25 protein-coding genes are annotated in these 23,278 nt (G+C 69.4%); 6 read left to right on the top strand and 19 right to left on the bottom strand.

The genetic code is table 11. The features are described 5' to 3' along the window. Positions 1-66: 66 nt before the first annotated feature. Both BUR99_RS13445 and BUR99_RS13440 read left to right on the top strand, forming a co-directional pair. Positions 67-456 (top strand): hypothetical protein, encoded by a 390-nt coding sequence (locus tag BUR99_RS13445; protein WP_074260840.1) that lies wholly within the window; start codon positions 67-69, stop codon positions 454-456. Then, positions 447-1,310 carry an HTTM domain-containing protein gene (locus BUR99_RS13440; protein WP_074260839.1) on the top strand — a complete coding sequence of 288 codons (864 nt, stop codon included), beginning with the start codon at positions 447-449 and terminating at the stop codon, positions 1,308-1,310. The genes BUR99_RS13445 and BUR99_RS13440 overlap by 10 nt, the downstream gene beginning before the upstream one ends. Here the strand turns inward: BUR99_RS13440 and BUR99_RS13435 are convergent. The 12 genes from BUR99_RS13435 to BUR99_RS13380 all read right to left on the bottom strand — a co-directional run bounded on the left by BUR99_RS13435 (position 1,233) and on the right by BUR99_RS13380 (position 12,992). Then, entirely contained in the window at positions 1,233-2,114 is an 882-nt protein-coding gene (locus BUR99_RS13435) for a type II secretion system F family protein (protein ID WP_074260838.1), read from the bottom strand. The genes BUR99_RS13440 and BUR99_RS13435 overlap by 78 nt on opposite strands. 1 nt (position 2,115) lies before the next feature. Continuing rightward, positions 2,116-3,072, bottom strand: coding sequence for a type II secretion system F family protein (locus BUR99_RS13430; protein WP_074260837.1), 957 nt, complete (start codon positions 3,070-3,072; stop codon positions 2,116-2,118). Continuing rightward, entirely contained in the window at positions 3,069-4,598 is a 1,530-nt protein-coding gene (locus BUR99_RS13425) for a TadA family conjugal transfer-associated ATPase (RefSeq protein WP_074260836.1), read from the bottom strand. Before BUR99_RS13425 ends, BUR99_RS13430 begins: the two co-directional genes overlap by 4 nt. Beyond that, positions 4,585-5,934, bottom strand: a complete 1,350-nt coding sequence (locus tag BUR99_RS13420) for a CpaE/TadZ family protein (protein WP_143231631.1) — start codon at positions 5,932-5,934, stop codon at positions 4,585-4,587. The genes BUR99_RS13425 and BUR99_RS13420 overlap by 14 nt, the downstream gene beginning before the upstream one ends. Continuing rightward, a complete protein-coding gene (cpaB, locus tag BUR99_RS20055; RefSeq protein WP_074260835.1) occupies positions 5,934-6,716 on the bottom strand; it encodes a Flp pilus assembly protein CpaB in 783 nt (260 codons plus the stop codon). Before cpaB ends, BUR99_RS13420 begins: the two co-directional genes overlap by 1 nt. A 37-nt stretch (positions 6,717-6,753) precedes the next feature. Next, positions 6,754-7,815 carry a pilus assembly protein TadG-related protein gene (locus BUR99_RS13410; protein ID WP_074260834.1) on the bottom strand — a complete coding sequence of 354 codons (1,062 nt, stop codon included), beginning with the start codon at positions 7,813-7,815 and terminating at the stop codon, positions 6,754-6,756. Then, positions 7,815-8,246 (bottom strand): TadE/TadG family type IV pilus assembly protein, encoded by a 432-nt coding sequence (locus BUR99_RS13405; protein WP_074260833.1) that lies wholly within the window; start codon positions 8,244-8,246, stop codon positions 7,815-7,817. Before BUR99_RS13405 ends, BUR99_RS13410 begins: the two co-directional genes overlap by 1 nt. Positions 8,247-8,271: 25 nt before the next feature. Beyond that, positions 8,272-8,472 (bottom strand): Flp family type IVb pilin, encoded by a 201-nt coding sequence (locus BUR99_RS13400; protein WP_074260832.1) that lies wholly within the window; start codon positions 8,470-8,472, stop codon positions 8,272-8,274. Positions 8,473-8,760: 288 nt separating this feature from the next. Then, positions 8,761-9,423, bottom strand: a complete 663-nt coding sequence (locus tag BUR99_RS13395; RefSeq protein ID WP_074260831.1) for a prepilin peptidase — start codon at positions 9,421-9,423, stop codon at positions 8,761-8,763. Between the two features lie 220 nt (positions 9,424-9,643). Continuing rightward, complete coding sequence (locus BUR99_RS13390; protein WP_074260830.1) at positions 9,644-11,023, bottom strand: FAD-dependent oxidoreductase; 1,380 nt, start codon at positions 11,021-11,023, stop codon at positions 9,644-9,646. A 16-nt stretch (positions 11,024-11,039) separates the two neighbouring features. Beyond that, positions 11,040-12,164 carry a polyprenyl synthetase family protein gene (locus BUR99_RS13385; protein WP_074261047.1) on the bottom strand — a complete coding sequence of 375 codons (1,125 nt, stop codon included), beginning with the start codon at positions 12,162-12,164 and terminating at the stop codon, positions 11,040-11,042. 120 nt (positions 12,165-12,284) lie between these two features. Then, a complete protein-coding gene (locus tag BUR99_RS13380) occupies positions 12,285-12,992 on the bottom strand; it encodes a class I SAM-dependent methyltransferase (protein WP_074260829.1) in 708 nt (235 codons plus the stop codon). Between the two features lie 41 nt (positions 12,993-13,033). Here BUR99_RS13380 and BUR99_RS13375 point away from each other — a divergent pair, with 41 nt between their 5' ends. After that, complete coding sequence (locus BUR99_RS13375; protein ID WP_074260828.1) at positions 13,034-14,332, top strand: isochorismate synthase; 1,299 nt, start codon at positions 13,034-13,036, stop codon at positions 14,330-14,332. A 327-nt stretch (positions 14,333-14,659) separates the two neighbouring features. Next, on the top strand, positions 14,660-14,941 hold the full coding sequence (locus tag BUR99_RS13370; protein WP_074260827.1) for a GIY-YIG nuclease family protein: 282 nt from the start codon (positions 14,660-14,662) through the stop codon (positions 14,939-14,941). A gap of 244 nt (positions 14,942-15,185) precedes the next feature. Here BUR99_RS13370 and BUR99_RS13365 read toward each other — a convergent pair whose 3' ends face one another. The 3 genes from BUR99_RS13365 to BUR99_RS13355 are packed head-to-tail and all read right to left on the bottom strand — an operon-like array spanning position 15,186 to position 18,402. After that, a complete protein-coding gene (locus BUR99_RS13365) occupies positions 15,186-16,043 on the bottom strand; it encodes a PPK2 family polyphosphate kinase (protein ID WP_074260826.1) in 858 nt (285 codons plus the stop codon). Between the two features lie 39 nt (positions 16,044-16,082). Further along, positions 16,083-17,969, bottom strand: a complete 1,887-nt coding sequence (gene menD / locus BUR99_RS13360; RefSeq protein WP_074260825.1) for a 2-succinyl-5-enolpyruvyl-6-hydroxy-3-cyclohexene-1-carboxylic-acid synthase — start codon at positions 17,967-17,969, stop codon at positions 16,083-16,085. Further along, positions 17,962-18,402, bottom strand: a complete 441-nt coding sequence (locus BUR99_RS13355) for a PLD nuclease N-terminal domain-containing protein (protein ID WP_074260824.1) — start codon at positions 18,400-18,402, stop codon at positions 17,962-17,964. The genes menD and BUR99_RS13355 overlap by 8 nt, the downstream gene beginning before the upstream one ends. Before the next feature lie 73 nt (positions 18,403-18,475). On the opposite strand from BUR99_RS13355, the gene BUR99_RS13350 reads away from it, so the two are divergent. Then, positions 18,476-18,751 carry a DUF4229 domain-containing protein gene (locus BUR99_RS13350; RefSeq protein WP_074260823.1) on the top strand — a complete coding sequence of 92 codons (276 nt, stop codon included), beginning with the start codon at positions 18,476-18,478 and terminating at the stop codon, positions 18,749-18,751. Positions 18,752-18,767: 16 nt separating this feature from the next. Here the strand turns inward: BUR99_RS13350 and BUR99_RS13345 are convergent, their stop codons facing one another. The 4 genes from BUR99_RS13345 to BUR99_RS13330 all read right to left on the bottom strand — a co-directional run bounded on the left by BUR99_RS13345 (position 18,768) and on the right by BUR99_RS13330 (position 22,208). Next, positions 18,768-19,775: a 1,4-dihydroxy-2-naphthoate polyprenyltransferase gene (locus BUR99_RS13345; protein WP_074260822.1), complete on the bottom strand. Its 1,008-nt coding sequence runs from the start codon at positions 19,773-19,775 to the stop codon at positions 18,768-18,770. A gap of 62 nt (positions 19,776-19,837) precedes the next feature. Next, positions 19,838-21,010, bottom strand: coding sequence for an AMP-binding protein (locus BUR99_RS13340; protein WP_394327843.1), 1,173 nt, complete (start codon positions 21,008-21,010; stop codon positions 19,838-19,840). Positions 21,011-21,053: 43 nt separating this feature from the next. Next, on the bottom strand, positions 21,054-21,974 hold the full coding sequence (locus BUR99_RS13335; protein ID WP_074260821.1) for a 1,4-dihydroxy-2-naphthoyl-CoA synthase: 921 nt from the start codon (positions 21,972-21,974) through the stop codon (positions 21,054-21,056). A 48-nt stretch (positions 21,975-22,022) separates the two neighbouring features. Then, entirely contained in the window at positions 22,023-22,208 is a 186-nt protein-coding gene (locus tag BUR99_RS13330; protein ID WP_074260820.1) for a hypothetical protein, read from the bottom strand. 71 nt (positions 22,209-22,279) lie between these two features. Between BUR99_RS13330 and BUR99_RS13325 the strand changes: the two genes are divergently transcribed. Next, the gene (locus tag BUR99_RS13325; RefSeq protein WP_074260819.1) at positions 22,280-23,269 is read left to right on the top strand and encodes an o-succinylbenzoate synthase; all 990 of its coding nucleotides are present in this window, start codon (positions 22,280-22,282) and stop codon (positions 23,267-23,269) included. Positions 23,270-23,278 lie beyond the last annotated feature (9 nt).

The following is a 23,278-nucleotide window of genomic DNA, read 5'->3' as shown; positions in this document are numbered from 1 at the left end:
GCTCCTCTCGGTTGGCCCACCAACGCGGGCATTGGTGCCGGGCGGGGAAAGCCCTAGCGTGAGAGCGTGGGCACCCCTGACGACGAAGCCGACGCCGGTGCGACCGGCCGCACGGCTATATCGTCCGGCCGGCGACCGGGTGGCACGATCGGAACCATCGCGATCTGCGCCGTGATCTGCCTCCAGATCGCACTCCCGCTCGTCGCGCTGCTCCAACCACCTCCGCAGGAGTTCGGATTCCAGATGTACTCGGCGCTCGGCGGCGTCACGGCGATCACCGTCGATGCCGACGGAGTCGAACACCCGGTCGTCGACCTCGACCGGATCGTCGCGAAGAATCGACCGGAGATCGATTGGCTGCCGTCGCTTCCGGAGGCGATCTGCGAGGCAGACGCCGCTGCGGTGAGCGTGCGGGTGGAGCAGTCGGGCCGAGTTCGGAGCATCGAATGCGACTGATCGACATCCGAACCGACGCACGCCCGGTGGCCATCGCCAGAATCGGGCTCGGCATCGCCACGATCCTCAATGCGATCGAGGCGTTCACCATCTTGGAACGCGTCTCGGCCGGCTATCTTGCCGCGCCCGTCTTCACGGGCCTGCCCGCGCTCGAGCTGCCATGGCTGATCGCCGGCCTCGTGCTCGCCATCGCGGCGGGGATCGCGGTGGCGATCGGCTGGATGACGGCACCTGGGGCCATCCTGACCGTCGTGCTGAATGCGACAGTCCTGCTCGCCGACCAGCAGGCATACAGCAGCCACCGGTGGCTCGCCACGCTGCTGATGGCGTATCTCGTGTTCGCGCGCTCGGACTCGACCTGGTCCGTCACTCGGCGCCACCATGCCACCGTGCCCTGGTGGCCGCAGTTGCTCATGATGAGTCAGCTCTCGGTCCTGTACTTCTTCTCAGCCGTGAGCAAGATGAACCCGACGTTCATCACCGGCGCCCCACTCTCGAAATGGGTGTGGATCACCCTCCCGTGGCAGCTCTTCTTCACTGCTGCCGTGCTCACCGTCGTCGTCGAGCTCATCATCGCGATCGGTCTCTGGTTTCCCGCGAGTCGCCGGCTGGCGGCGCTGCTCGGCGTCGGCCTCCATATTTCGATCGTGGTGCTCATGAACAACGAGACGTTCGCACTCATCGCGTTCGCGATCATGTGCGTGTCGCTGTATCCGCTCTTCCTGTTCCGCCCGCAGCTCCGCCGAAGCAGCGGCGTCTCCGAGGCACCTGCGGATTCACCGGACCTGGCTGAACGCGTCCATGATCCCGATGACCGCGGGCGCCATGACGACGATGAGCAGCACCGGCAGTAGGCAGAAGATGAGCGGGAAGAGGATCTTGACGGTGACCTTCTGCGCCTGCTCTTCGGCCCGCTGACGACGCTTCAGTCGCATCTCGCCGGCCTGCACTCGCAGCACGTCGCCGAGTGCGATGCCGTAGGCGTCGGCCTGCACCACGGCTCGGACGAACCGCTTCAGATCCGCCGAGTTCGTTCGGTGGTCGAGCTCCAGGAAGGCGTCGCGTCGTGTTCGACCGATCGACATGTCCTGCAGCACCCGGATCAGTTCTTCGGCCAGGGGGCCCTTGCCGTTTCGAGCGGACTTCGCCATCGCCGCATCGAATCCGAGGCCCGCCTCGACGGCGATCGTCATCTGATCGAGCGTGTCGGGCAGCGCATTGTTGATCGCAGTCTGGCGATCGTGGGCCCTGCTGTTGATGAGCACATCGGGCAGGGCGAACGCGATCGCAACGAGCACGACGGCGACGAGCACCTTGAACGGCTCCACGCCTCCCGACACGACGAACATCCACCCGAAGACCACGGCGATGAGCGTCAGCACGACCTTCCACGCGAGAATGCGCGCGACCGTCCATCCTCCAGGTCTGCCAGCGTGCAGGATCTGGCGCTCGATCCACGCGATGTAGCCCTTCGGGGCGGCAGCGACGAACCTCGTGCCGATCGTCGACTGCTGCACCGGAACCGCGCTCGGCTGCTCGATCTCGGAGGCCTCGGCCGCGGGCACTGGCGCCTTCGTCGTCGACGGGAACAGCAAGAAGACGAACACCCCGAACGCCGCCGCACTGAGCAATCCGACGACCATGATGAATACGGGCATCTCAGAACTTCACCTTCACCGTGAACGAGATCCAGATCATGCCGACGATCAGCAGCAGCACGGCGATGACGAGCGAGATCAGGCCCAGCACGGTCTCGAACAGCACGCTCATGTAGCTCGGGCGTGTGGCCATCAGGAGCAGGAACACCGCGATCGGCAGTGCCACGAGAATGATCGCCGAGAGACGGCCTTCAGCCGACAGCGCGCTCACCTGCCGCCGGATCTCGTTGCGGTCGCGGATCGTCTTGCCGACCTGGTCGAGCACCTCCGCGAGGTTGCCGCCGGTCTCCTGGTTGATGGCGATCGCCTGAGCGATCCATTCGAAGTCGGGGCTCCGCATGCGAGCGGCCGTCGTCAGGAGCGAATCCGACAGCGGTCGCCCCAAACGCGTCTCATTCACGACTCGTGCGAGTTCCTCGCGCATGGGTGAGTCGGATTCCGTCGCGACAGCGGTGATCGAACGGCTGAGACCATGCCCCGCCCGCAGACCGCCCGCGATCATCTGCACCATGTCGTCGATCTGCTCGGCGAACTTCGCACGACGTTTCGCCGTTCGCATGACGAGGACGACCTTGGCCAGGACCGGAGTGAGCGCTGCGAACAGCAGCGCGAGGACGACCGACGACCCGTTGGCCAGGCCGAGCAATGCCCCCACCAGCGCGAGAACGGCCGCCGCCGAGGTCACGAGCACGAGGAAGCCCGACGGCTCCGACTGCACGCCGGCGAGTTCGAGTTCCTCCTGCCCGAAGAAGCGCGACTTGCGACGGGAAGCGACCGAGTCGAGCGCTCCAACGGTGCGATCGGTGATGCGGGTGAGCGCGGAGACGTGTTCCACCCCCGGGGCGCTCCGACGATCGCGTGCAACGCGGGGTGCGGGTGGTGCGAACACGAAGAAGACCGCGACCAGGCCGGCGAGCAGCACGGTGCTGATGCCGAGGATCAAGATGAGCGGAGTCACCGGATCTCTCCGAGCATTTCGCGATGCTGCACCTGGAAGAGCGCGATCGGTAGCGCGATCCCCTGGTCCGCGATCCGTTCGGCGAAGCGCGGCCGGACACCGGTCGGCTCGATGGTCCCCTTCAACCGGCCCTCGTCGTCGTAGCCGGCCGAGTAGTCGAACGCGAACGCGTCCTGCAGTGTGATGACGTCACCCTCCATCCCGTGCACTTCGGTGATCGCGGTGATGCGGCGGACGCCGTCCTTGTGGCGGGTGATCTGCACGATGATGTCGATCGCCGAGGCGATCTGCTCGCGGATCGCGCGAAGCGGCAGTTCCATGCCCGCCATGAGCACGAGCGTCTCCATGCGCGCGATCGCGTCACGCGGTGCGTTGGCGTGGAGCGTCGAGATGGAGCCCTCATGACCGGTGTTCATCGCCTGCAGCATGTCGAGGGATTCGGCTCCACGAACCTCGCCGACGACGATGCGGTCGGGGCGCATGCGAAGGGAGTTGCGCACCAGGTCGCGAATGGTGATCTCGCCACGGCCCTCGATGTTCGGCGGTCGCGACTCGAGGCGCACGACGTGCTCCTGCTGGAGCTGGAGTTCGACCGCATCCTCGATCGTCACGATCCGTTCATCCCCGGGGATGAACGCCGACAGCACGTTCAGCAGGGTCGTCTTTCCGGTGCCCGTTCCTCCTGAGACCAGGATGTTGAGCTTCGCCCGCACCGCGGCGTCGAGAACCGTCGCGGCTTCGCGCGTCAGGGTTCCGAACCTGATGAGGTCGTCGACGGTGTACGGGGTGCCCGCGAACTTCCGGATCGTGAGCGACGAGCCGTCGACCGCGAGCGGAGGGATGATGGCGTTCACACGCGAGCCGTCTTCGAGTCGAGCGTCGACGAGCGGCGATGCCTCGTCGATGCGTCGACCGACCCTGGACACGATCCGTTCGATCACTCGCCGCAATTGCGGTTCACCGGTGAACCGGTACGGCGTCTCCTGGAGCCGGCCGTAGCGTTCGACGTAGATCTGGTCATGACGATTGACCATGATCTCGCTGACGGACTCGTCGTCGAGCAGTGGCTCGAGCGGCCCGTAGCCGAGCACGTCGGCGCCGATGTCGTCGATGAGCCTGTTCCGCTCCGCGGTCGTCAGGGCGAGCTGTTCCGCGGCGACGATCTCGGAGAGTTCGTGCCGAGCGAGTTGATGCAGTTGCTCCTCGGTCAACGAGGAATCGTTGAGTCGCGACCCGATCCGCCCGAAGAGCTCTTGAGCGGCCTTCTCCTTCGTCTCCGCCAGCGGGTCGACGGCCGGCGCCGGGCGTCGCAGTTGCGCCGAGGCTGGTTGGGATGACACGAACGCGTTGGCGCCCCGAGGGTCGGCTTGGGCGACCGGATCCACTGGGGTGGCGACCACCGGGGTCTGCTCCGGAGGCGCTGCGGCCGTGTCGGGTGGGCTGGGGTAGGCCGCCGCACGCTCCGGTTCGGAGGCAACGCGCTCCTCTGCATTGCGAAGGGCGTTCAGCCGATCATTCAGGTTCATTCGATCGCCGCCTTCTCTGGATCCTGCTGCGCTTCGGGAATGCCTCCGGCGCGATGCGAAGCACGATCGAACGGATCGCCTTCGCTGCGGGGTCTCGCACATCGTCGTGGATGAGCGGCACACCGCGGTTCGATGCCAGGAGCACCGCCGACGACTTCGGCACCTCGAAGTCGACGGGGGCTCCGAGGATACTCTCGACGTCCTTCGTCGTGAGCCCACTGTTCTTGTCGGTCTGATTGACCACGATGTGCCGGTTGCCCGGCATGAGGCCGAGCCTGGTGAGCAATTCGAACTCGGTGCGCATCGCACGCAGGCTCGGCACACCCATGACCGTGACGAAGACGGCGTCGGTGACGTGCTCGAGCGTCACCAGCGTGTGCTCGCCGAGACCTGGCGTCGTGTCGATGATCACGTAGCGGAACGCCGAGCGGAGCCGGTCGATGAGCTGCGCGAGCGCACGAGGCGACACCTGGTCGCCGAACTCCGGAGACGGCGCACTCGCCACCACGAAGAATCCGTCCTCGTGGTGGGTGAGCGTCGTCTTCAGCACGAGTTCATCGGCCGCGGCGTCGGCGACCGCATCGACGATCGTACGTGCGGGCGAGAGCGCGAGAGCTGCGGTGATGTCGCCGAACTGCAGGTCGGCGTCGACGAGCACGACGGAGTTGGGTGCGACCTCGGCGAGGCCGGTCGCGAGATTGATGGCGATCGTGGTCTTGCCCTGACCACCCTTCGGCGCGACGACGGCGATCGCTTCGGTGGGCGTACCGGCATCGAGCGGCGGGAACTCCCATTCCGGCGCCTCGGGCTCGGGTTCCGCCTCCACAACGACCGGCGAGGGCTCCTCGGCGACCGGCGACGGGGCATCGACGACGGTCTCGAGGCCGACATCGAGCACCCCGAGGATCTCCTCGTCGATCTCCAGCGCCGCCGGCGCGTCGAAGTCGCTCGCGGTCGCCCGTCCGTTCTCGACGAGCCAACCGGCGAGCCGATCGAGCAGCCTGATCGTGGTGTCGTCGCCGGCGTCGGGGCTCAGTACCGCGTGAAGGGCGAGCTCGTCGACCCAGTCCTCGAGGTCCGATCGCTGTTCACGGACCACGATGAGCCCGAGATCCGGATGCTTCGCCGTGAGCGCTTCGACGAGCCCTCGGGTCTCCTCGTAGTTGAGCACCGGCCCGAGCAGTGCGATGCGCGGGCTGCCCGCTACCCGGCTCACGACCGAGTCGGGGCCGAAGGTGAGGAACTCCCCCGGGATCACGGCGAGCCGTTCACCGAGCAGAGCCTGTAGACGAGTCTCATACTCGGCGGAACGACTGACCAGGAGGTAGGCGGACACTAGAACGCGTTGCTCCCGGTCACCGGCTCGGTGCCGGTATTGACGGTCTTGTCGTTCTCGAGGGTGAGCCACATCTGCGCGTAGCTCGCCGCCTCGCCCTCGGTGAACCACACCCATCGTTCGATGTCGTGAGCACTCAAGGCGATGGTCACCATGATGCTGTCACCTGAGTTCTGCTCGGGCTGTGCAGCAGCGTCCTCCGCCGCCGCATCCCCCTCGGCGTTCGCCTGCGGTGCGACCGCGCCCTGGACCTTCGTGACGAGCACGTTGTGGAAGGCGAACTGCGTGATCGGATTGACGACGTCTTCCTGATCGCCGACCTCGTCGGGATCGACCGTCCCGACGAGGCCGATCGAGTCGCCGGCTCGAACCTGGCCACCGACCACCCGATCGGCGGGGAGCGTGAACGACATCAGCTGCATGCCGTCGGGGATCACGACGTCGCCGCGCGCCGCGAGCTCGAGCGGGTCGACGAATCGCTCGACGAGGAGCTGCTCGCCGGGGAGCAGCTCGGCGTCCGCGACGAGTCCGCTGATCTCGTCGAGATCGGTGACATGTCCAGCGGCGAGGTTCTTCGTCGGGACAGTGTCCAGCTCGACGAAGTCGCCGACCGCGGCGCCTGCGGTGCCCTTTGGGATGGGTTGCTGAACGATGTAGACGTCGGCCATCTCCATGCCTTCGGCAGCGCGAGCGTCGGCACCGCGCACATAGGTGATGATGACGAACGCGCCCAACGCCGCGAGCACGAGAGCGACGATCGCACCGATGATTCGAGTCTTCATTGGTTCGGGTCCTAGGGATTCGGTGATCGAGAGGGGATCAGTTGACGAGGGTCGTCTTTGGCACGGTCGGTCCGATGAACCAGTTCGGGTTCACCGTCGTGTACTCGATGAACCTTCCGAAGAAGGCGAGCGAGCCCCAGTCCTTGGGCTTGGTCGGATCCTTCTTGTCTTCACACTTGACGTCGTAGAACGGGGTGCTCTTCGGTGCGCAGTAGTCGACCTGATCCGAGCCGTTGTCCTTGACGTGGATGCCGCTGACCTCGAAGACTGCGAACTTGTCGATGCAGTACGCCTTGCCGGCTGGGGGCGTCAGCGGGGCGCAGGCGCTCGCCGAGTTGTACACGGGAACATAGATGGTCTTGCCGACGAGGCATGCGAACAGCTTCTCGGCATTCGACTTCAATGAACTCGGCAGCGACCCCAGGTTGCAGCCGAGCTGGGCGACCGCCTCGGCGAGTTCCTGATTGGAGACGTCGCACTTGCCTGTGTTTCCCGTCGTGATGGTGACGAATTCGTAGAGCGCGACATCCTTCGAGCACGACGTGGTGCCGTCATCGAGCCATCCGAACCCGCCCGTTGCGAATCCGGGGCAGGTGACGTTGTCGATCGGAATCCACGCGTTCGTGCCGCTGCCGCTCGCCGGGATGCTGCAGTGGCCGATCGCCCAGGGAACGACCGGGCCCTTCGTTCCGGGAACCCACTTGGCGGTCGCGCCGGCGCCGACATCGCTTTGCGCCATACCGATCGCCGCGGCGAGCGGATGCTTCATCGCAAGCGTCGCAGCAGGCACCGTGACGGTGTTCGAGGTGTAGCTCAGCGCGCCGATCGTCGGTGCCGACCCGATGAGGTTTCCGCCGGTGACCGAGAGCGCCGCGGCCCGCGCGCCGGCCTGGTCGGTCGCAGATGCGCAGTTCGAGTGCTTCGCGCAGTACTGTGCGGCGGCGAGTGCGCCGGCGTCTGCGGAGTTCTGCAGCTGCGCGCGTTCGGAATACATCGCACCGACGTCGACCGCGACCGCGCCGAAGCCGACGAGCACGACGAGCATGAGGCCCACGAGCACGGCGCTCGCTCCATGCTCGTCTCCTCGCAGGCGATCCATCATTCGATGCATGCCATCTGTCCGTTCGCAGAGAGGGTGGGGCCGAGCATCGAGGTGAAGAATCCCGTCAGCGACGGCATCGGGATGCTCGCTGTCGTGGACACGCTCTTCGACGCTGAGAGGGCTGCACTGTAATTGGCCTTCGAACTGTCACAGCCCTGCTGGAGGGTGATGCCGGCGCCCGCGACGGTCCAATCGACGGTCGGCGCAGCCGACTCGCCGATGGCGATGGCCGCCGAGACCGATCCCGGGGGCGTGTCCGCCTGGTGCACGACGTAGTGCCTCGCCGACTCGCGCGCGGCATTCGAGAGCGATACCTGCTGGTTGAAGACCCAGCCGAAGTCGATGATTCCGAGGAGCAGGAAGCAGAGCGGCAGCAGCACGAGTGCGAACTCGACTGCCGCCGCTCCTCGTTCACGATCTCTGGTCACGTGAATCGGGCGCGTTGAAGCGGGATCAGGTCGTCGTTGTGCCGCCGATCTCGTCCGAAACGGTCTGGAACGCTTCCTGGATCTGGCCACCGAGCGTGAACACGACGACGACGATGACCGCCGCGATCCCAGCCACGATGAGGCCGTACTCGACCGCGGTCGCGCCCTCTTCTTCGGAACGGAGCGAGTTGATGCGCGCCTGAATGCGCGAGTATGCCTTGAGCATTTCGGGTTTCCTTCGAGTTCGGGGGTTGCTGTGACCGACCTGGGTGGGGTCGGTCAGTTGAAGGTAGCTGTGCGTACGTTTGCATCAAACGCCCCCCTTCGGGGGCAAGAGGACCCGAAGGCGCAACGATCGGCCCAGATCGGCCAGAATCCGCGCAATATGCCGTCGCACGTACCCCACTCTGGGGGTACCTCGTGTACCCCGCGATGGGGTACGTGTACCCCGTCACCGGGGTACACCTTGTACCCCGATTTCCGATACGGAGAGCGCTCTCAGCTTCGGTCGAACTCAGCCCACCGGCCCCGTCAACACCACCGAAACCAGCGCGCCCGCGAGCATCGAGGGCCCGAACGGGATCGATCCGCGCAACGTCACCCGCTTCAGCGCCAAGGCCACCACAGCGATCACTCCCCCGACGACGAACGCCGCGAGCAGCCCCACGAGCCACGCCGACAGCCCGAACCAGCCGAGCAGCAACCCGATCACGAGCGCGAGCTTGACGTCGCCCATGCCCATCGAGGCAGGCGAGATGAGGGCCAGCACGAAGTACACGGCGAACATCGCCGCAGAGCCCGCCACCGCCCACACGAGGGCCATCCACAGCCCGGTCGCCCAGGTCGCCGGCACGAGCAGCACCGCAACCGCGCCGAGCGCCGGGAAGACCACCGCATTCGGCAGGCGCTTCTCAGCGAGGTCGACGATCGACAGCACGGTCGCGCACGCGGCGAACGCGAGCAGCGCCGGCAGCGTCCACGAGAGGCCGAACCGCAGGGCGAGCACGCCGAAGGCGACGGCAGTGGTGATCGCAGCGGCGAGGCGCAACGTGCGCCGCGGCATCCGCTCGCTCTTCATCGACCGATCGGTCCAGGCGGCGAGCGGCCACCAGCCGAGGCCGAAGCCGAGCAGCACCGCGGCGACCGTCACGACGAGGCTCGACCAGGCGAAGGGCATGGTGAGCAGCGTAGTGGCTCGATCCGCGGAAGGGTTTCGACAAGCTCAACCCGCGGAAGCGTTTCGACAAGCTCAACCCACAGAAGAGTTTCGACAAGCTCAACCCACAGAAGAGTTTCGACAAGCTCAACCCACAGAAGAGTTTCGACAAGCTCAACCCGCAGACGGACAAGCTCAACCGGCAGAAGGGTTTCGACAAGCTCGACCGGCAGAGCGGCGGCTACACCTCGGCGCGCGAGATGTCGACCATCTCGTCGCGGGGCACGACCTTCACGCGCACGCGGCCCTCGGCCGAACCGAGCGCCTGCTCGTGCTCGTCGAGTCGGTGCCAGCCGTCGAGGTCGGTCCAGCGGATGCCGCGGGACTCGAGCAGCTCGATGACCGATTCCTCCGACGGGGACTCGGGGTCCCACCAGTTGCCGAGGTCGTTGATGAGGTGCTTGATGGTCTCCATGGCGTCGGACTTGGTGTGCCCGATGAGGCCGACGGGCCCTCGCTTGATCCAGCCGGTCGCGTAGACGCCGTACATCTGGCGCGCCTCGCCGGTCCCCTTGTCGCGCGTGAGCACCTGACCCTCGTGGTTCGGGATCACGCCGAACTTCTTGTCGAACGGGATGCCGGGCAGCTGCGAACCGAAGTAGCCGACGGCACGGTAGACGGCCTGCACGGGCAGCTCGCGGATCTCGCCGGTGCCGACCACGCCGCCCTCGCCGTCGGGCGCGGTGCGCTCCCAGCGGATGGCGCCGACGTGGCCCTCGCCGTCGTCGACGAGCTCGAGCGGCTTCGCGAAGAAGTGCAGGTGCAGGCGGCGCGATGCCTCGCCGACCTCGCGCTGGCGCCACTGGTTCAGCACCTTGTCGATAACGAAGACCTGCTTGTTGCCGGCGACGGCCGCGCGGGCCGCGTCGTCGTAGTCGAAGTCCTCGTCGTACAGGATCATGTCGACGTCGCGGAGTTCGCCGAGTTCGCGCAGCTCGAGCGGCGTGAACTTCACCGAGGTCGGGCCGCGGCGGCCGAACACGTGCACGTCGGTGACGGGCGATGCCGCGAGGCCGGCCGCGACATTCGCGGGGATCTCGGTCGACATGAGGTCTTCGACATGCTTGGCGAGGATTCGCGCCACGTCGAGCGCGACGTTGCCGTTGCCGATGACGGCCACGGACTCGGCGTCGAGCGGCCACGTGCGCGGGAAGTCGGGGTGCCCGTCGAACCAGCTGACGAACTCGGCCGCGCCGTACGAGCCCTCGAGCTCGGCGCCCGGGATGTTCAGCGACGCGTCCTTCACGGCACCGGTCGCGAAGATCACGGCGTTGTAGTGCTTCTTCAGGTCTTCGAGCGTGATGTCCTCGCCGAACTTCACGTTGCCGAAGATGCGGATGTCGCCGCGGTCGAGCACCTCCCGAAGGGCCGTGATGATGCCCTTGATGCGCGGGTGGTCGGGCGCGACGCCGTAGCGCACGAGCCCGTAGGGCGCCGGCAGGTGATCGAAGAGGTCGATCGAGACGTCGAAGTTGCGTTCGGCCTTCAGCAGGATGTCTGCGGCGTAGATGCCGGCGGGGCCTGCCCCGACGATCGCCAGTCTCAGCTTGTTCCTCGTCACGTGCGTGGTCTCTCCATCAGCTCTCGCGCTCGACGACCGTCTCTGCGAATCGTGTGAGCGCCTTCTTCACACTGCCCTCGGGCAGCGGCGCGAGGGCGGCGACCGCCTCGCGCGCCCAACGGTGGGCCTCAGCGAGCGTAGCGCGCGTAGCTTCGTGTTCCCGAAGTTCGGCGACGATCGCGTCGATCGTCTCCTTCGAGGGCACGATGCGCGAGGCCATGGTGTTCGTGTCGATCGGGTCGGCGGCAGCGGCCGGGCCGGTGGCGATGACGACGTCGCGTTCGATGCGCTCGAGCAGGGCAGCGGATGCCGCGTCGGTGGCGGCGTGCTCGGCGAGCCGGAGCATCGGCAGGGTCACGACGCCCGCACGCAGGTCGGTGCCGGGCACCTTGCCGGTCTCTGCGGGCTGCGGCGAGAGGTCGATGACGTCGTCGACGAGCTGGAAGGCCACGCCGATCTTCTCGCCGAACTCGATGATGGGGGCTTCGAGGCCGGGGTCGGCGCCCGAGAAGATGATGCCCGACTGCGCGGCCGCCGCGATGAGCGAACCGGTCTTGTCGGCGAGCACCTGGATGTAATGCGCGATGGGGTCGTCGCCCGGCTGCGGGCCGACGGTCTCGTGCAGCTGGCCGAGCACGAGCCGCTCGAAGGTGCGCGCCTGCATGCGGATCGCGCCCTCGCCGAGGCCGGCCATGAGCTGGCTCGCGCGGGCGAAGAGCAGGTCGCCGGTGAGGATGGCGACGGAGTTGCCCCACACCGCCTGTGCGCTCGGCACGCCGCGGCGACGGTCGGCGTCGTCCATGACGTCGTCGTGGTACAGGCTCGCGAGGTGCGTGATCTCGATGGCCTCAGCCGCGGTGACCACGTCGTCGGTCACGCCGGCGCCGAGCTGCGCGGTGAGCAGCGTCAGCATGGGGCGCACGCGCTTGCCGCCCGCCTGGAGCAGGTAGCGCGTCGAGACATCCGCGATGGTGTCGGCGAACCGCACCTCTTCGAGGAGGCCTGCTTCGACGCGATCGAGCCCTGCGTCGATGGCCTTCACCATGGCCTTGTCGGCCGAGGTCGCGAAGACGCGCTCGCTGAGGCCGAGATTGGCGGCGAGCGATGAGCCTCGACGGGCGACCGGGTGACTCGGTTTCACGCTCACTAGCCTATCGGGGTGCGAATGGGAGCTTTGTCTGCGGGTTGAGCTTGCCGAAACCGCGCGCGCGAGGTTTCGGCGGCTCAGGTTTCGACGGGCTCAACCAGCAGCGGGGCAGGGTCAGGCGAGCGGCTTGGTCGCGCGGTGCAGGGCGACGACGCCGAGCGTGAGGTTGCGCCATGCGACATCCGTGTAGCCCGCTTCGCGGATCCACGCGGCGAGGGTGCGCTGGTCGGGCCACGCGTTGATCGACTCGTTGAGGTAGTCGTAGGCCGTGTCGTTCGAGCTCGAGAGCTTCACGAGCGGCGGCATCACGTAGCGCTGGTAGATGCCGTACCCGGTGCGCACGAGCGGCGCCGGCGGGGTCGAGAACTCGCAGATGACGAGGCGGCCGCCCGGCTTGGTCACGCGGAAGAACTCCGCGAGCGCCTGCTTGGGCTCGTTGACGTTGCGCAGGCCGAACGAGATCGTGACGGCGTCGAACTCGGCATCGCCGAAGGGCAGCTTCGTGGCGTCGGCCTCGACGAACACGAGGTTCTGCACGCCGGCCTGGCGCCTGCGGCCGACCTCGATCATGCCGGGCGAGAAGTCGGCGGCGACGACGGATGCCCCGGACTTGGCCAGGCTCGCACTCGAAGTGCCGGTGCCTGCGGCGACGTCGAGGATTCGCTGACCCGGCTTCGGGTCGACGGCACGGGTCGTCGCGACGCGCCACAGCGGCGCGTTGCCCACCGAGAGCACCGTGTTGGTGCGGTCGTAGCTCGCGGCGACGCGATCGAACATCGCCGACACCTGGTCGGGCTGCTTGCCGAGATCTGCGCGGGTCATCCCTCGATCCTACGGCGCGCAGCCGGGCGTAGGCTGGGGCGGTGAGTCAGACGGATGACGCGGCGCAGGCCGCGAGTGCTCGGCTCGTCGTTCGCACCGTGGCCGTCGATGAGACGGAGCCGCTGATCCCGCGCGCCGATCCGCGGCATCCGCTCGTGTGGATGCGCCGCGGCGAGGGCATCGTGGGGCTCGGCGAGGTCGTTCGCATCGAGACGACCGGCGCGACCCGGGTCGAAGACGCCGCAGCCGCGTGGACCTCGCTCGCCGCCCTCGCCGAGATCGACGACCGAGTCGGGCTGCCCGGCACCGGGCTCGTGGCGTTCGGCGCGTTCGCGTTCGCCGACGAGTCCGAGGCGACGAGCGTGCTCATCGTGCCCGAGCTCGTCATGGGCCGTCGCGACGGCCGCGCCTGGGTCACGCGGATCTCGCTCGACCCGGTCGAGGAGACGGATGCCTCCGGGCCCGCCGATGCCGACGACGCCGACGTGCTGCTCCCCGAGCCGGCGCCGAAGCGCCGGGTGCCGCGCGTGGCGTTCACGCCCGGATCCGTGCCGCCCGAGGCATACGAGACGGCCGTCGCCGAAGCCGTGCGCCGCATCGACGCCGGCGAGCTCGAGAAGGTCGTGCTCGCCCGCCAGCTCGTCGGCGAACTGCACGAGGACGCGGGGTTGCGGGCCACGATCAACCGGCTCGCCGAGGACTACCCCGACACCTGGGTGTTCGCCGTCGACGGGCTCATCGGGGCGAGCCCCGAGACGCTCGTGCGGGTCGACCACGGCACCGTCTCGGCGCGCGTGCTCGCCGGCACCGCCTCGCGTGGCGCCGGCGAGGCCTCCGACCGCGAACGGGCGCTCGCGCTCGCTGCTTCGGAGAAGGACCTCGCCGAGCACGCCCTCGCCGTGGAGAGCGCGGTGAAGCGGCTCGCCCCGCACACCGCCCGTCTCGACACGAGCCCCGAGCCGTTCACCCTGCAGCTGCCGAACCTCTGGCACCTCGCAACCGATCTCAAGGGCACCCTCGGCGACGGTTCGAGTTCGCTCGACCTCGTGCGCGCCGTGCACCCGACGGCCGCCGTCGCCGGCACCCCGCGCCGCATCGCACTGCCCGCGATCGCCGAGCTCGAGGGCTTCGACCGCGGGCGCTACGCCGGCCCGGTGGGCTGGATCGACGGCGACGGCGACGGCGAGTGGGCCATCGCGCTGCGCTGCGCGCAGGTCGACGCCGACGGCACCGTCACGGCATATGCCGGTTGCGGCATCGTGCACGACTCGGTGCCCGCCGACGAGCTCGCCGAGACCGTCATGAAGTTCCGCCCGATCGTCGAGGCCTTCGGCGGCTGAGCCGGTGCGGGTCGAGCCCCTTCTGCGGGTTGAGCCCGTCGAAACCACTGCGGGTTGAGCCTGCCGAAACCCCTGCAGGTTGAGCCTGCCGAAACCCCCTGCGGGTTGAGCCTGCCGAAACCACTGCGGGTTGAGCCTGCCGAAACCCCACCCCCGCAAACTCGGTTTCGACAAGCTCAACCCGCACACGGGCATCCGCGGGTTGAGCCTGCCGAACCCCCTCCCCCCGAACATCCACTCGGCCTCGACAGCCGCCGGGCGCCCATCAGCGCCCCCGAAGACGACGGCCATCGAACCCGCGCAGCCCGCTCCTGCCAGCATCGGCGCATGCCGCACGTGTACATCCTCGAGTGCGCCGACGGAAGCTACTACGTCGGAAGTACGCGCAACCTCGACCACCGACTCGCACAGCACGAACTGGGCGCGGTTCCCTCGTATACGAGCACGCGTCTTCCCATCAGGCTCGTGTACGTCGAGGAGTGGAAGCACATGCACGAAGCGTATGCGCGCGAGAAGCAGGTGCAGGGGTGGAGCCGGGCGAAGCGGCGGGCGCTCATCGAGGGGCGCTACGGCGATCTCCCCTGGTTGAGCCGTTCGGCGGAGGGGTGATGTCGTCGGGTGGGGGTTTCGACAGGCTCAACCCACAGAGGCAGGGTTTCGACAGGCTCAACCCACAGAGGCAGGTTTCGACAGGCTCAACCCCCACAGGCAGGTTTCGACACGCTCAACCCCCACAGGCAGGTTTCGACACGCTCAACCCCCACAGGCAGGTTTCGACACGCTCAACCCCCACAGGCAGGTTTCGACACGCTCAACCCGCACAGGCAGGTTTCGACAGGCTCAACCCGCAGGGTCAGCTCGCGGCGAGCCGCGCCTGCTGCTCGGCGACGTCGTAGTCGGCCTTCGGCCACTCGAGCTGCATGTCTTCGAGCGCGTCGATCAGCAGGTGCTGCACGGCCAGCCGCGCGTACCACTTGCGGTCGGCGGGCACGACGAACCACGGGGCATCCGGTGTCGCCGTGCGCTCGAAGACGAGCTGGTAGGCCGCCGCGTAGTCGTCCCACCGCAGTCGCTCGTCGACGTCGCCCGGGTTGAACTTCCAGTGCTTGTCGGCACGGGCGAGGCGCTCGGTGAGCCGCGCCTTCTGCTCGTCGCGCGAGATGTGCAGCATGACCTTGATGATCGTCGTGCCGGTGGCGGCGAGTTCGGCCTCGAACTCGTTGATGGCCTCGTAGCGCCGCTCGATCTCTTCAGGCGAGGCGAGCGAGCGCACCCGGCCGATGAGCACGTCTTCGTAGTGCGATCGGTCGAAGACCCCGATCATGCCGGCGCCCGGCACCTGCTTGTGGATGCGCCAGAGGAAGTCGTGCTCGAGCTCGTCGGCCGTCGGCTTCTTGAACGCGGCGAGCTGCACGCCCTGCGGGTCGACGGCGCCCATGACGTGCTTGACGATGCCGCCCTTGCCCGCGGTGTCCATGGCCTGCAGCACGAGCAGGATGCGCCGTTCGTCGCCGCCCATGCGGCTCATCGCGAAGAGCTGCTCCTGCAGCTCGGCGAGGATCTCCGAACCCTCGAGGAGCGCCTCCTGCCCGGCGGCCTTGTCGCCGTCGAAGCCGGGGTTCTCGCGAGTGCCGGTCTTCGACAGCTCGAAGCCGTCGCCGACGCGCAGCAGGTCGGCGGGGTCGGCGGTCCAGTACGTCTCGCGGCTCATGCGTCCATCCTGCCGAGCGAGCGGATGCCGCGGCAAGGGTCAGCGCGGAAGCGGGACCTCGAGGATCGACGGCCCGTCGACCCGCGTGCCGAGCGCGTCGTGGAGCTCGGCGCGGGTCGTGGCCCGCGTGTACGACCAGCCGTAGGCGGCGGCGAGCGCCGCGAGGTCGACGTGCTGCGGCGTGAACTGCACGCGGTCGAAGGCGTCGGCCGGAGCGGAGGCCGCGACCTCGAGCGAATCGAAGATCGTGCCGCCGCCGTCGTTGCCGACGATGAGCTGCACCCGCGGGCGCTGTTCGCCCGCGCCGAGCAGCATCGATCCAGCGTCGTGCAGCAGGGTGAGGTCGCCGATGATGGCGCGGGTCACGCCGCCCCGTGACGTGTTCGCCGTCGACGCTGCGACGGCCGCGGCATCCGCTGCGCCGGAGGGTTCGCCCGACGTCGCCGCCGATGCCTCCCCCGGAAGCGCGCCCTGGCTCGCGATCGCGACGCCGACCGCGGTCGCGACGGTGCCGTCGATGCCCGCGAGCCCGCGGTTGGCGTGCACGGGGATGCGGCGACCGGGAACCGCCCGATCGGCATCCCGGATGAGGCGCGAGGCGCCGAAGAGGAGCCGGTCGTGCGGCCAGGTCGCCGACCACACCGCATCGACGAGCATGCGCCGGGTGACGGGCGCCCGCATCGCGGCGAGCTGGGCCTTCATGTACTCGCGCTGCGCCTCGAAGTCGGAGGCGTGGCCGGTCTCGTCGACGCCGTCGCGCATGGGCGGCGGCGGCGTCGGCAGCCCGGCCTCCACCAGCATGCGGCTCGCGCGCACCCAGCGGCCGACCCACGCGCGTTCCTCGCTGCTCTGGGGGCGCGGTTCGGTGCGCACGGCGCGCTCGAACCGGGCGGCCCGGCGCCCGGGGTTGAACCACTCGATGCCCCACGGGGCCACGACGATCGTCTCGACGTCGTCGCGCTGCACGAGGGCGGGCACCTCGCGCGAGAGGGTCGGGTGGCCGAAGACCACGACCCGCTCGATCTCGTCGCCGAAGCCCGGCTCGCGCAGCAGCTCGCGGTAGGCGACGACGAGGTTCGGCCCGAAGTGGGCGCCGCTCGAGACCTCGGCGATGAGCGGCCAGCCGCCGTCGCGGGCGAACTCCTCGGCGCCGGCACCCGCGCCGGCACCCGCCACCACGATCGTGCGCGGGCCCGGTTCGATGTGCGCGGGCGCCGCTCCCCCGTCGGCGACCGCCGGCGACGGCTCGTCGGGCCGGGCCTCGGCAGCGGCAGAAGCAGCGGCAGCGGCAGCGGCCGACGCCACCACCGGCGAATCGGCCGGGGTCGCCGAGGACAGCGGCTCCCGCAGCTGCAGGTTGAGATGCACCGGACCAGGGCCGGGGTGCGGCACCGGCCGCCCGTCGGCATCGCGGCCGAGAGCTGCGGCGATGGCCTCCCGGGCGAGGCGGGTTGCGGCATCCGCTTCACCGGCCGCGCCCTCTGGAGCGGCGACGTCGCGCTCGAGCCGCACCGCTCCGGCGAAGATGCCCGGCTGCATGGTCGTCTGGTTCGAGCGGATGCCGCGGAGCTCCGCCGGCCGATCGGCCGAGAGCACGATCAACGGCACGCCCGAATGGTGTGCCTCGAGCACCGCGGGATGCAGGTTCGCGACCGCCGTGCCCGAGGTCGTGATGATCGGCACCGGCCGACCCGACTCGACGGCGAGACCGAGGGCGAGGAACGCGGCGCCGCGCTCGTCGATGCGCACGTGCAGGCGCACGGCGCCGGCTCGCTCGAGCTCGGCAGCAGCGAGCGCGAGCGCCTGCGAACGCGAGCCCGGCGCCACGACGAGGTCGACGACGCCCTCGCGCACGAACGCCGCGAGCAGCGCCAGCGCGGTGTCGCTCGCGGGGCTCGCTGGGATTCGCCGGTCGGGCTCAGCCATTCGGGCGGCCGGACGGACCGGACTCACCCGGCGTCTCGGGGGTGTCGGGGTGGTTGCGCTCGGTGCCGGCGGTGCCGTCGGCCTGCCCGCCGTCGCCGGACGCGCCGTCGCCGTCGAGGTCGGCGAGCTCCTGCTCCATGCGGCGGATGCGCTCGGCCTGCTCGGCCTCGGTGCCGAGTCGCCGCAGGAAGTCGGCGTCGTCGTCGGGAGCGATCGTGCGGGTTCGCCCGCCGCCCGACGAGCGCCCGGCCCTGCCCCGCCCGATGATGAACCAGAGCAGCCCGCCGATGATCGGCACGAACAGGATGACGACGATCCACCAGCCCCGGCTCAGCCCGCGGACACGTGAACGGTCGAAGAAGGCGCAGTCGGCGACGGCGTAGATCGAGAAGACCACCGCGGCCACGATGAGTACCACGTACAACCGCACCATGGCCCCAGTCTAGGCGCGCTCGGGGCCTCCCCGGCTGTGAGTGCGTTCAGCCGCGCCGACCTAGACTGATCGGGTGAAATCCGTGCCCGTCTGGATCTGGTACACCGCGCTGCGGGTGCTGCTGTTCGCCGTTCCCCTCGCGGTGCTCCTCATCGCCGGTGTCGACGTCTGGGTCTCGGCTGCGCTCGCGGCACTGTTCGGGCTGAGCGCGTCGCTCATCTTCCTCCGCCGCGCACGCAACGCGATGTCGAGCGACCTCTACGCCGCCCGGCACCGGGAGAAGCCGCTCGTGAACGAGGACGACGAGGCCGAAGACGCCGCGATCGAACGCGGCGCCGACGAGCGCTGAGCTCCTGCCGCGCTGATCAGAGCGCGAACGCCAGCCCGAGTCCGATGCCGTAGGCGAGCGCCGTGAGGCTCGCGAGCTGCAGGGCGATGATCAGCTCCCGCGGAGTCTTCGCCGTGAGCACGATGAGGCACGCCGGCAGCGCCGCGAGCAACGCGAACATGACGAGCCACGCAGTCGGGTAGAACAGCGCGAAGAAGGCGGCGATCGCGAACGGCACGAGCATGAAGACCGCGAACAGGATGCGTCCCGCGAGCGGGCCGACGAGCACGGCGAGGGTGCGCTTGCCCGCGACCTTGTCTTGCGCCACGTCGCGGAGGTTGTTGGCCATGAGCACGGCGCAGGCGATGAGACCCACGCCGACGCCGCCGAGCCAGGCCTCCATGTTGACGGTCAGCGCCTGCACGAACGCGGAACCCGCGGTCGCCACGAGACCGAAGAAGACGAAGACGAAGAGCTCGCCGAGACCGTAGTAGCCGTAGGGGCGCTTGCCCCCGGTGTAGAACCAGGCGGCGACGATCGCGACCGCACCGACGGCGAGCAGCCACCACTGCGCCGTCACGATCGTGAGCACGAGACCCGCGATCGCGGCGAGGGCGAAGAAGCTCAGCGCGACGGCGAGCACCTGCTTGGGCTTCGCGACGCCCGATCCGGTGAGACGGGCCGGCCCGACCCGGTGCTCGTCGGTGCCGCGCACCCCGTCGGAGTAGTCGTTGGCGTAGTTGACGCCGATCTGCAGCGCGAGCGCGACGACGAGGGCGAGCAGGGCGCGCGCCGGGTGCCACGGGCCGTCGATCGCCACGACGCCCGCGCCCGTGCCGAGGGCGACCGGTGCGATGGCGAGCGGCAGCGTGCGCAGACGTGCACCCGACACCCAGTCGGCGGCGGTGGCACGATCACGCGATGCCGCCTTCGGCGACGCCGGGCCGCCGGCGGCCTTGGAGGGGTTGCCGCTGCGCCCCGGCGCGCGCGACTTCGCCGCGAGGTCGGAGGCGGGATTCAGACGTTGGGGTTTCGGGCGGGCCACACGAACATGCTAGTTCGCGCACCTCGGAGCAGGCTCGGCGACGGCCTCGCCGAGTTCGACCGCTACGCCCGCGATTCGGCGAGCAGCCCCGCGATTCGTCGCCGGTCGGGCTTGCCCGAGGCCAGCTGCGGCATCGCGTCGAGGCGCAGCAGTCGCACGGGCCGTGCGGCGGGCGAGAGCCCGGAGGCATCCGTCGCCGCCGCGAGCTCTGCGAGGGTCGCGGATGCCGCGGCTCCCGCCACCGCGACCGCCGGCCGCTGCCCCCACTCGTGGTCGTCGACCGCGACGACCACGGCCTCGGCGAACCCGGGAACACCGCGGATCGCGCGCTCGACCTCGCCGAGCGCGACCTTGACGCCGCCCGAGATGATGACGTCATCGGCCCTCCCCGAGATGCGCAGGCGGCGGTCGGGGCCGAGGCCGCCGAGGTCGCCCGTGCGGTACCAGCGGGTGCCGTCGGCGTCGGTCGTGAACGCCGCGGCTGTGCGCTCGGGGTCGTCGAGGTATCCGCTCGCGAGCATCGGGCCCGAGAGCTCGACGAGTCCGTCGACGATGCGCACGCCGACGCTCGGGAGCGGAATGCCGTCGTAGACGCAGCCGCCCGCGGTCTCGCTCGACCCGTAGGTGCGGTGCACGACGGCGCCGAGTTCGGCGGCACGTTCGACGAGCCCGGTCGGCGCCGCCTGCCCGCCGAGCAGGATCCGATCGAACGAGCGAAGCGCCTCGGCCACGGCGGCATCGTCGGCGGCGGCATCGACGAGTCGGGCGAGCTGCACGGGCACGAGCGAGGTGAACCGCGCGCCGCCCCGGTCGAGCCGCGCGGATGCCGCGGCGAACGCCCGCGGATCGAAATGCCCCTGCGGCAGCACGACGGGTTCGGTGCCCGCGAGGATCGACCGCACGAGCACCTGCGCCCCGGCGATGTAGGTCGCGGGCAGGGCGAGCAGCCACTGGCCGTGCTGATCGCCGAAGAACTGCTCGGTGGCGCCCGCGCTCGCGCGCAGCGCCGCGGCCGAGAGCATCACCCGCTTCGGGGCATCCGTCGACCCGCTCGTCTCGACGACGAGCGCGACGTCGTGCGGCACGAGGCCGGCCATGAGGTCGTCCCGAGCAGGCTCGGTGTCGCCGGGCACCGGCAGCACCGCGAGCGCCGCTCCGTCGAAGAGCACCGCCTGCCGCAGCTGCGCGAGCATCACGCGGGTGTCACCGGCCGCGACCCTGATGAGGGGTTTCACGTCGCTCACGTAACCCCGCCCAGCCGGTGACCCGTAACCGGCATCAGTAGTGCCACGGGTAGGGGCCCCAGTCGGGGTCGCGCTTCTCGAGGAAGGCGTCGCGGCCCTCGACCGCCTCATCGGTCCCGTAGGCGAGGCGCGTGGCCTCGCCCGCGAAGACCTGCTGGCCGACCATGCCGTCGTCGACCGCGTTGAAGGCGAACTTCAGCATGCGCACCGCGGTCGGCGACTTCGTGAGGATCGTGCGGGCCATCGCGATCGCCTCGCGCTCGAGCTCGGCGTGCGGCACGACCCGGTTCACGGCACCCATCTCGTAGGCGCGCTCGGCCGAGTACTCCTCGGCGAGGAAGAAGACCTCGCGGGCGAACTTCTGCCCGATCTGGCGGGCGAAGTAGGCGGAGCCGTACCCGGCGTCGAAGCTGCCGACGTCGGCGTCGGTCTGCTTGAACCGGCCGTGCTCGCGGCTCGCGATCGTCAGGTCGCAGACGACGTGCAGCGAGTGACCGCCGCCGGCGGCCCAGCCGGGCACCACCGCGATGACGACCTTCGGCATGAAGCGGATGAGTCGCTGCACCTCGAGGATGTGCAGGCGACCCGTGCTCGCCGCAGCCGCAGGGTCGCGGACGACCTCGGCCTCGTCGGCCGAGTACTGGTAGCCGTCGCGCCCGCGGATGCGCTGGTCGCCGCCCGAGCAGAACGCCCACCCGCCGTCCTTCGCGCTCGGTCCGTTGCCGGTCAACAGCACCACGCCGATGCGCGGGTTCGTACGCGCGTCTTCGAGGGCGCGGTAGAGCTCATCGACCGTGTGCGGGCGGAACGCATTGCGCACCTCGGGCCGATCGAACGCGATGCGCGCGATGCGTCCGTCGTTCGAGTGGTGGTACGTGATGTCGGTGAATCCGACCGCGGATGCCGCCTCGGTCCACTCGCTCGCATCGAACAGTTCAGACACCTCGGCGCTCATGGCATCCAGCCTATTCCGCCGGTGCCGAGCCCGAGCGGCCGACGCCCGTCACAGGCCGAGCATCGCGCCGCCGTAGCTCGTGACGACGACCACGACCGCGATGACCACCGCGGTGATCGGGATCAGCGCGGCGATCACGAGCAGCACTCCCCCGACGCCGATGAGCACGTTCTTCGAGACCGGCTCCTCGGGCATGTCGGTGCCCTCGATGCCGAGCTGTTGCAATCCGTCCATCACGCACCCCCTTGTGGGCGTTCACCCTAACAGTCCGCCCCGTCCGCCGGCAGGGGTGCGAGACTGGGCACATGCTGCCCGAGCCGAACGAACTGCTCGCCACCGCCAGAGTCGTGGCCCTCCCCCTCGTGACGCGGTTCCGCGGCATCGACGTGCGCGAGGCCATGCTCTTCGAGGGGCCCGAGGGTTGGACCGAGTTCTCGCCCTTCGTGGAGTACGACGACGACGAGGCATCCGCTTGGCTGGCCGCGGCGATCGACTTCGGCTGGACAGCCCCGCCGCCCGCCCTCCGCGACCGCATTCCGGTGAACGCGACCGTGCCCGCCGTCGACCCCGACAGCGTGGCCGCCGTGCTCGCGCGATTCCCCGGATGCCGTACGGCGAAGGTCAAGGTCGCGGGCTCCGACCAGACGCTGGCACAGGATGTCGCCCGCGTGCGCGCCGTGCGTGAGGCGCTCGGTCCCGAAGGGCGCATCCGCGTCGACGCCAACGGCGGCTGGAACGTCGACGAGGCCGAGCACGCGATCCACGCGCTCGCCCCCTTCGACCTCGAGTACGTCGAGCAGCCGTGCGCGAGCGTCGAGGAGCTCGCCGAGATCCGCCGCCGCACGAAGTACATGGGCCTGCCGATCGCGGCCGACGAGAGCGTGCGCCGCGCCGACGACCCGCTCGCCGTGGCCGAAGCCGGCGCCGCCGACCTGCTCGTGATCAAGGCGCAGCCGCTCGGCGGCATCCACCGCGCACTCGAGCTCATCGGCCGCACTGGCCTGCCCGTCGTCGTGTCGAGTGCCCTCGACACGAGCATCGGCCTCTCGATGGGCGCGCACCTCGCGGCATCCGTGCCCTCGCTCGAATTCGACTGCGGCCTCGGCACCGCATCGCTCCTGGCGGCGGATGTCACGCGGTCGCCGTTGCTGCCCCAAGACGGTTCGATCCCCGTTCGGCGAGTACTGCCCCACCTCGACCTGCTCGAGCGGTACGCCGCGTCACCCGAGCGCACCGAGTGGTGGTTCGAGCGCGTCGGCCGCGCCCACGCCGTGCTCGCGCAGACGGTGGCCTGACAACGGCGG

This window comes from Agromyces cerinus subsp. cerinus (assembly GCF_900142065.1).
Lineage (GTDB): Bacteria > Actinomycetota > Actinomycetes > Actinomycetales > Microbacteriaceae > Agromyces > Agromyces cerinus.
This window is presented reverse-complemented; position numbering and strand designations above follow the sequence as displayed.

Excerpts from the sequence above, each read along its gene's own strand:
- BUR99_RS13410 (WP_074260834.1), bottom strand. The coding sequence starts at position 7,815 with ATGGATCGCCTGCGAGGAGACGAGCATGGAGCGAGCGCCGTGCTCGTG.
- BUR99_RS13400 (WP_074260832.1), bottom strand. The coding sequence starts at position 8,472 with ATGCTCAAGGCATACTCGCGCATTCAGGCGCGCATCAACTCGCTCCGT.
- BUR99_RS13425 (WP_074260836.1), bottom strand. The coding sequence starts at position 4,598 with ATGAACCTGAATGATCGGCTGAACGCCCTTCGCAATGCAGAGGAGCGC.
- cpaB (WP_074260835.1), bottom strand. The coding sequence starts at position 6,716 with ATGAAGACTCGAATCATCGGTGCGATCGTCGCTCTCGTGCTCGCGGCG.
- BUR99_RS13330 (WP_074260820.1), bottom strand. The coding sequence starts at position 22,208 with ATGGACGGATTGCAACAGCTCGGCATCGAGGGCACCGACATGCCCGAG.
- BUR99_RS13380 (WP_074260829.1), bottom strand. The coding sequence starts at position 12,992 with ATGACCCGCGCAGATCTCGGCAAGCAGCCCGACCAGGTGTCGGCGATG.
- BUR99_RS13335 (WP_074260821.1), bottom strand. The coding sequence starts at position 21,974 with ATGAGCGCCGAGGTGTCTGAACTGTTCGATGCGAGCGAGTGGACCGAG.
- BUR99_RS13355 (WP_074260824.1), bottom strand. The coding sequence starts at position 18,402 with ATGGTGCGGTTGTACGTGGTACTCATCGTGGCCGCGGTGGTCTTCTCG.
- BUR99_RS13395 (WP_074260831.1), bottom strand. The coding sequence starts at position 9,423 with ATGCCCTTCGCCTGGTCGAGCCTCGTCGTGACGGTCGCCGCGGTGCTG.
- BUR99_RS13370 (WP_074260827.1), top strand. The coding sequence starts at position 14,660 with ATGCCGCACGTGTACATCCTCGAGTGCGCCGACGGAAGCTACTACGTC.
- menD (WP_074260825.1), bottom strand. The coding sequence starts at position 17,969 with ATGGCTGAGCCCGACCGGCGAATCCCAGCGAGCCCCGCGAGCGACACC.
- BUR99_RS13440 (WP_074260839.1), top strand. The coding sequence starts at position 447 with ATGCGACTGATCGACATCCGAACCGACGCACGCCCGGTGGCCATCGCC.
- BUR99_RS13365 (WP_074260826.1), bottom strand. The coding sequence starts at position 16,043 with ATGAGCCGCGAGACGTACTGGACCGCCGACCCCGCCGACCTGCTGCGC.
- BUR99_RS13325 (WP_074260819.1), top strand. The coding sequence starts at position 22,280 with ATGCTGCCCGAGCCGAACGAACTGCTCGCCACCGCCAGAGTCGTGGCC.
- BUR99_RS13435 (WP_074260838.1), bottom strand. The coding sequence starts at position 2,114 with ATGCCCGTATTCATCATGGTCGTCGGATTGCTCAGTGCGGCGGCGTTC.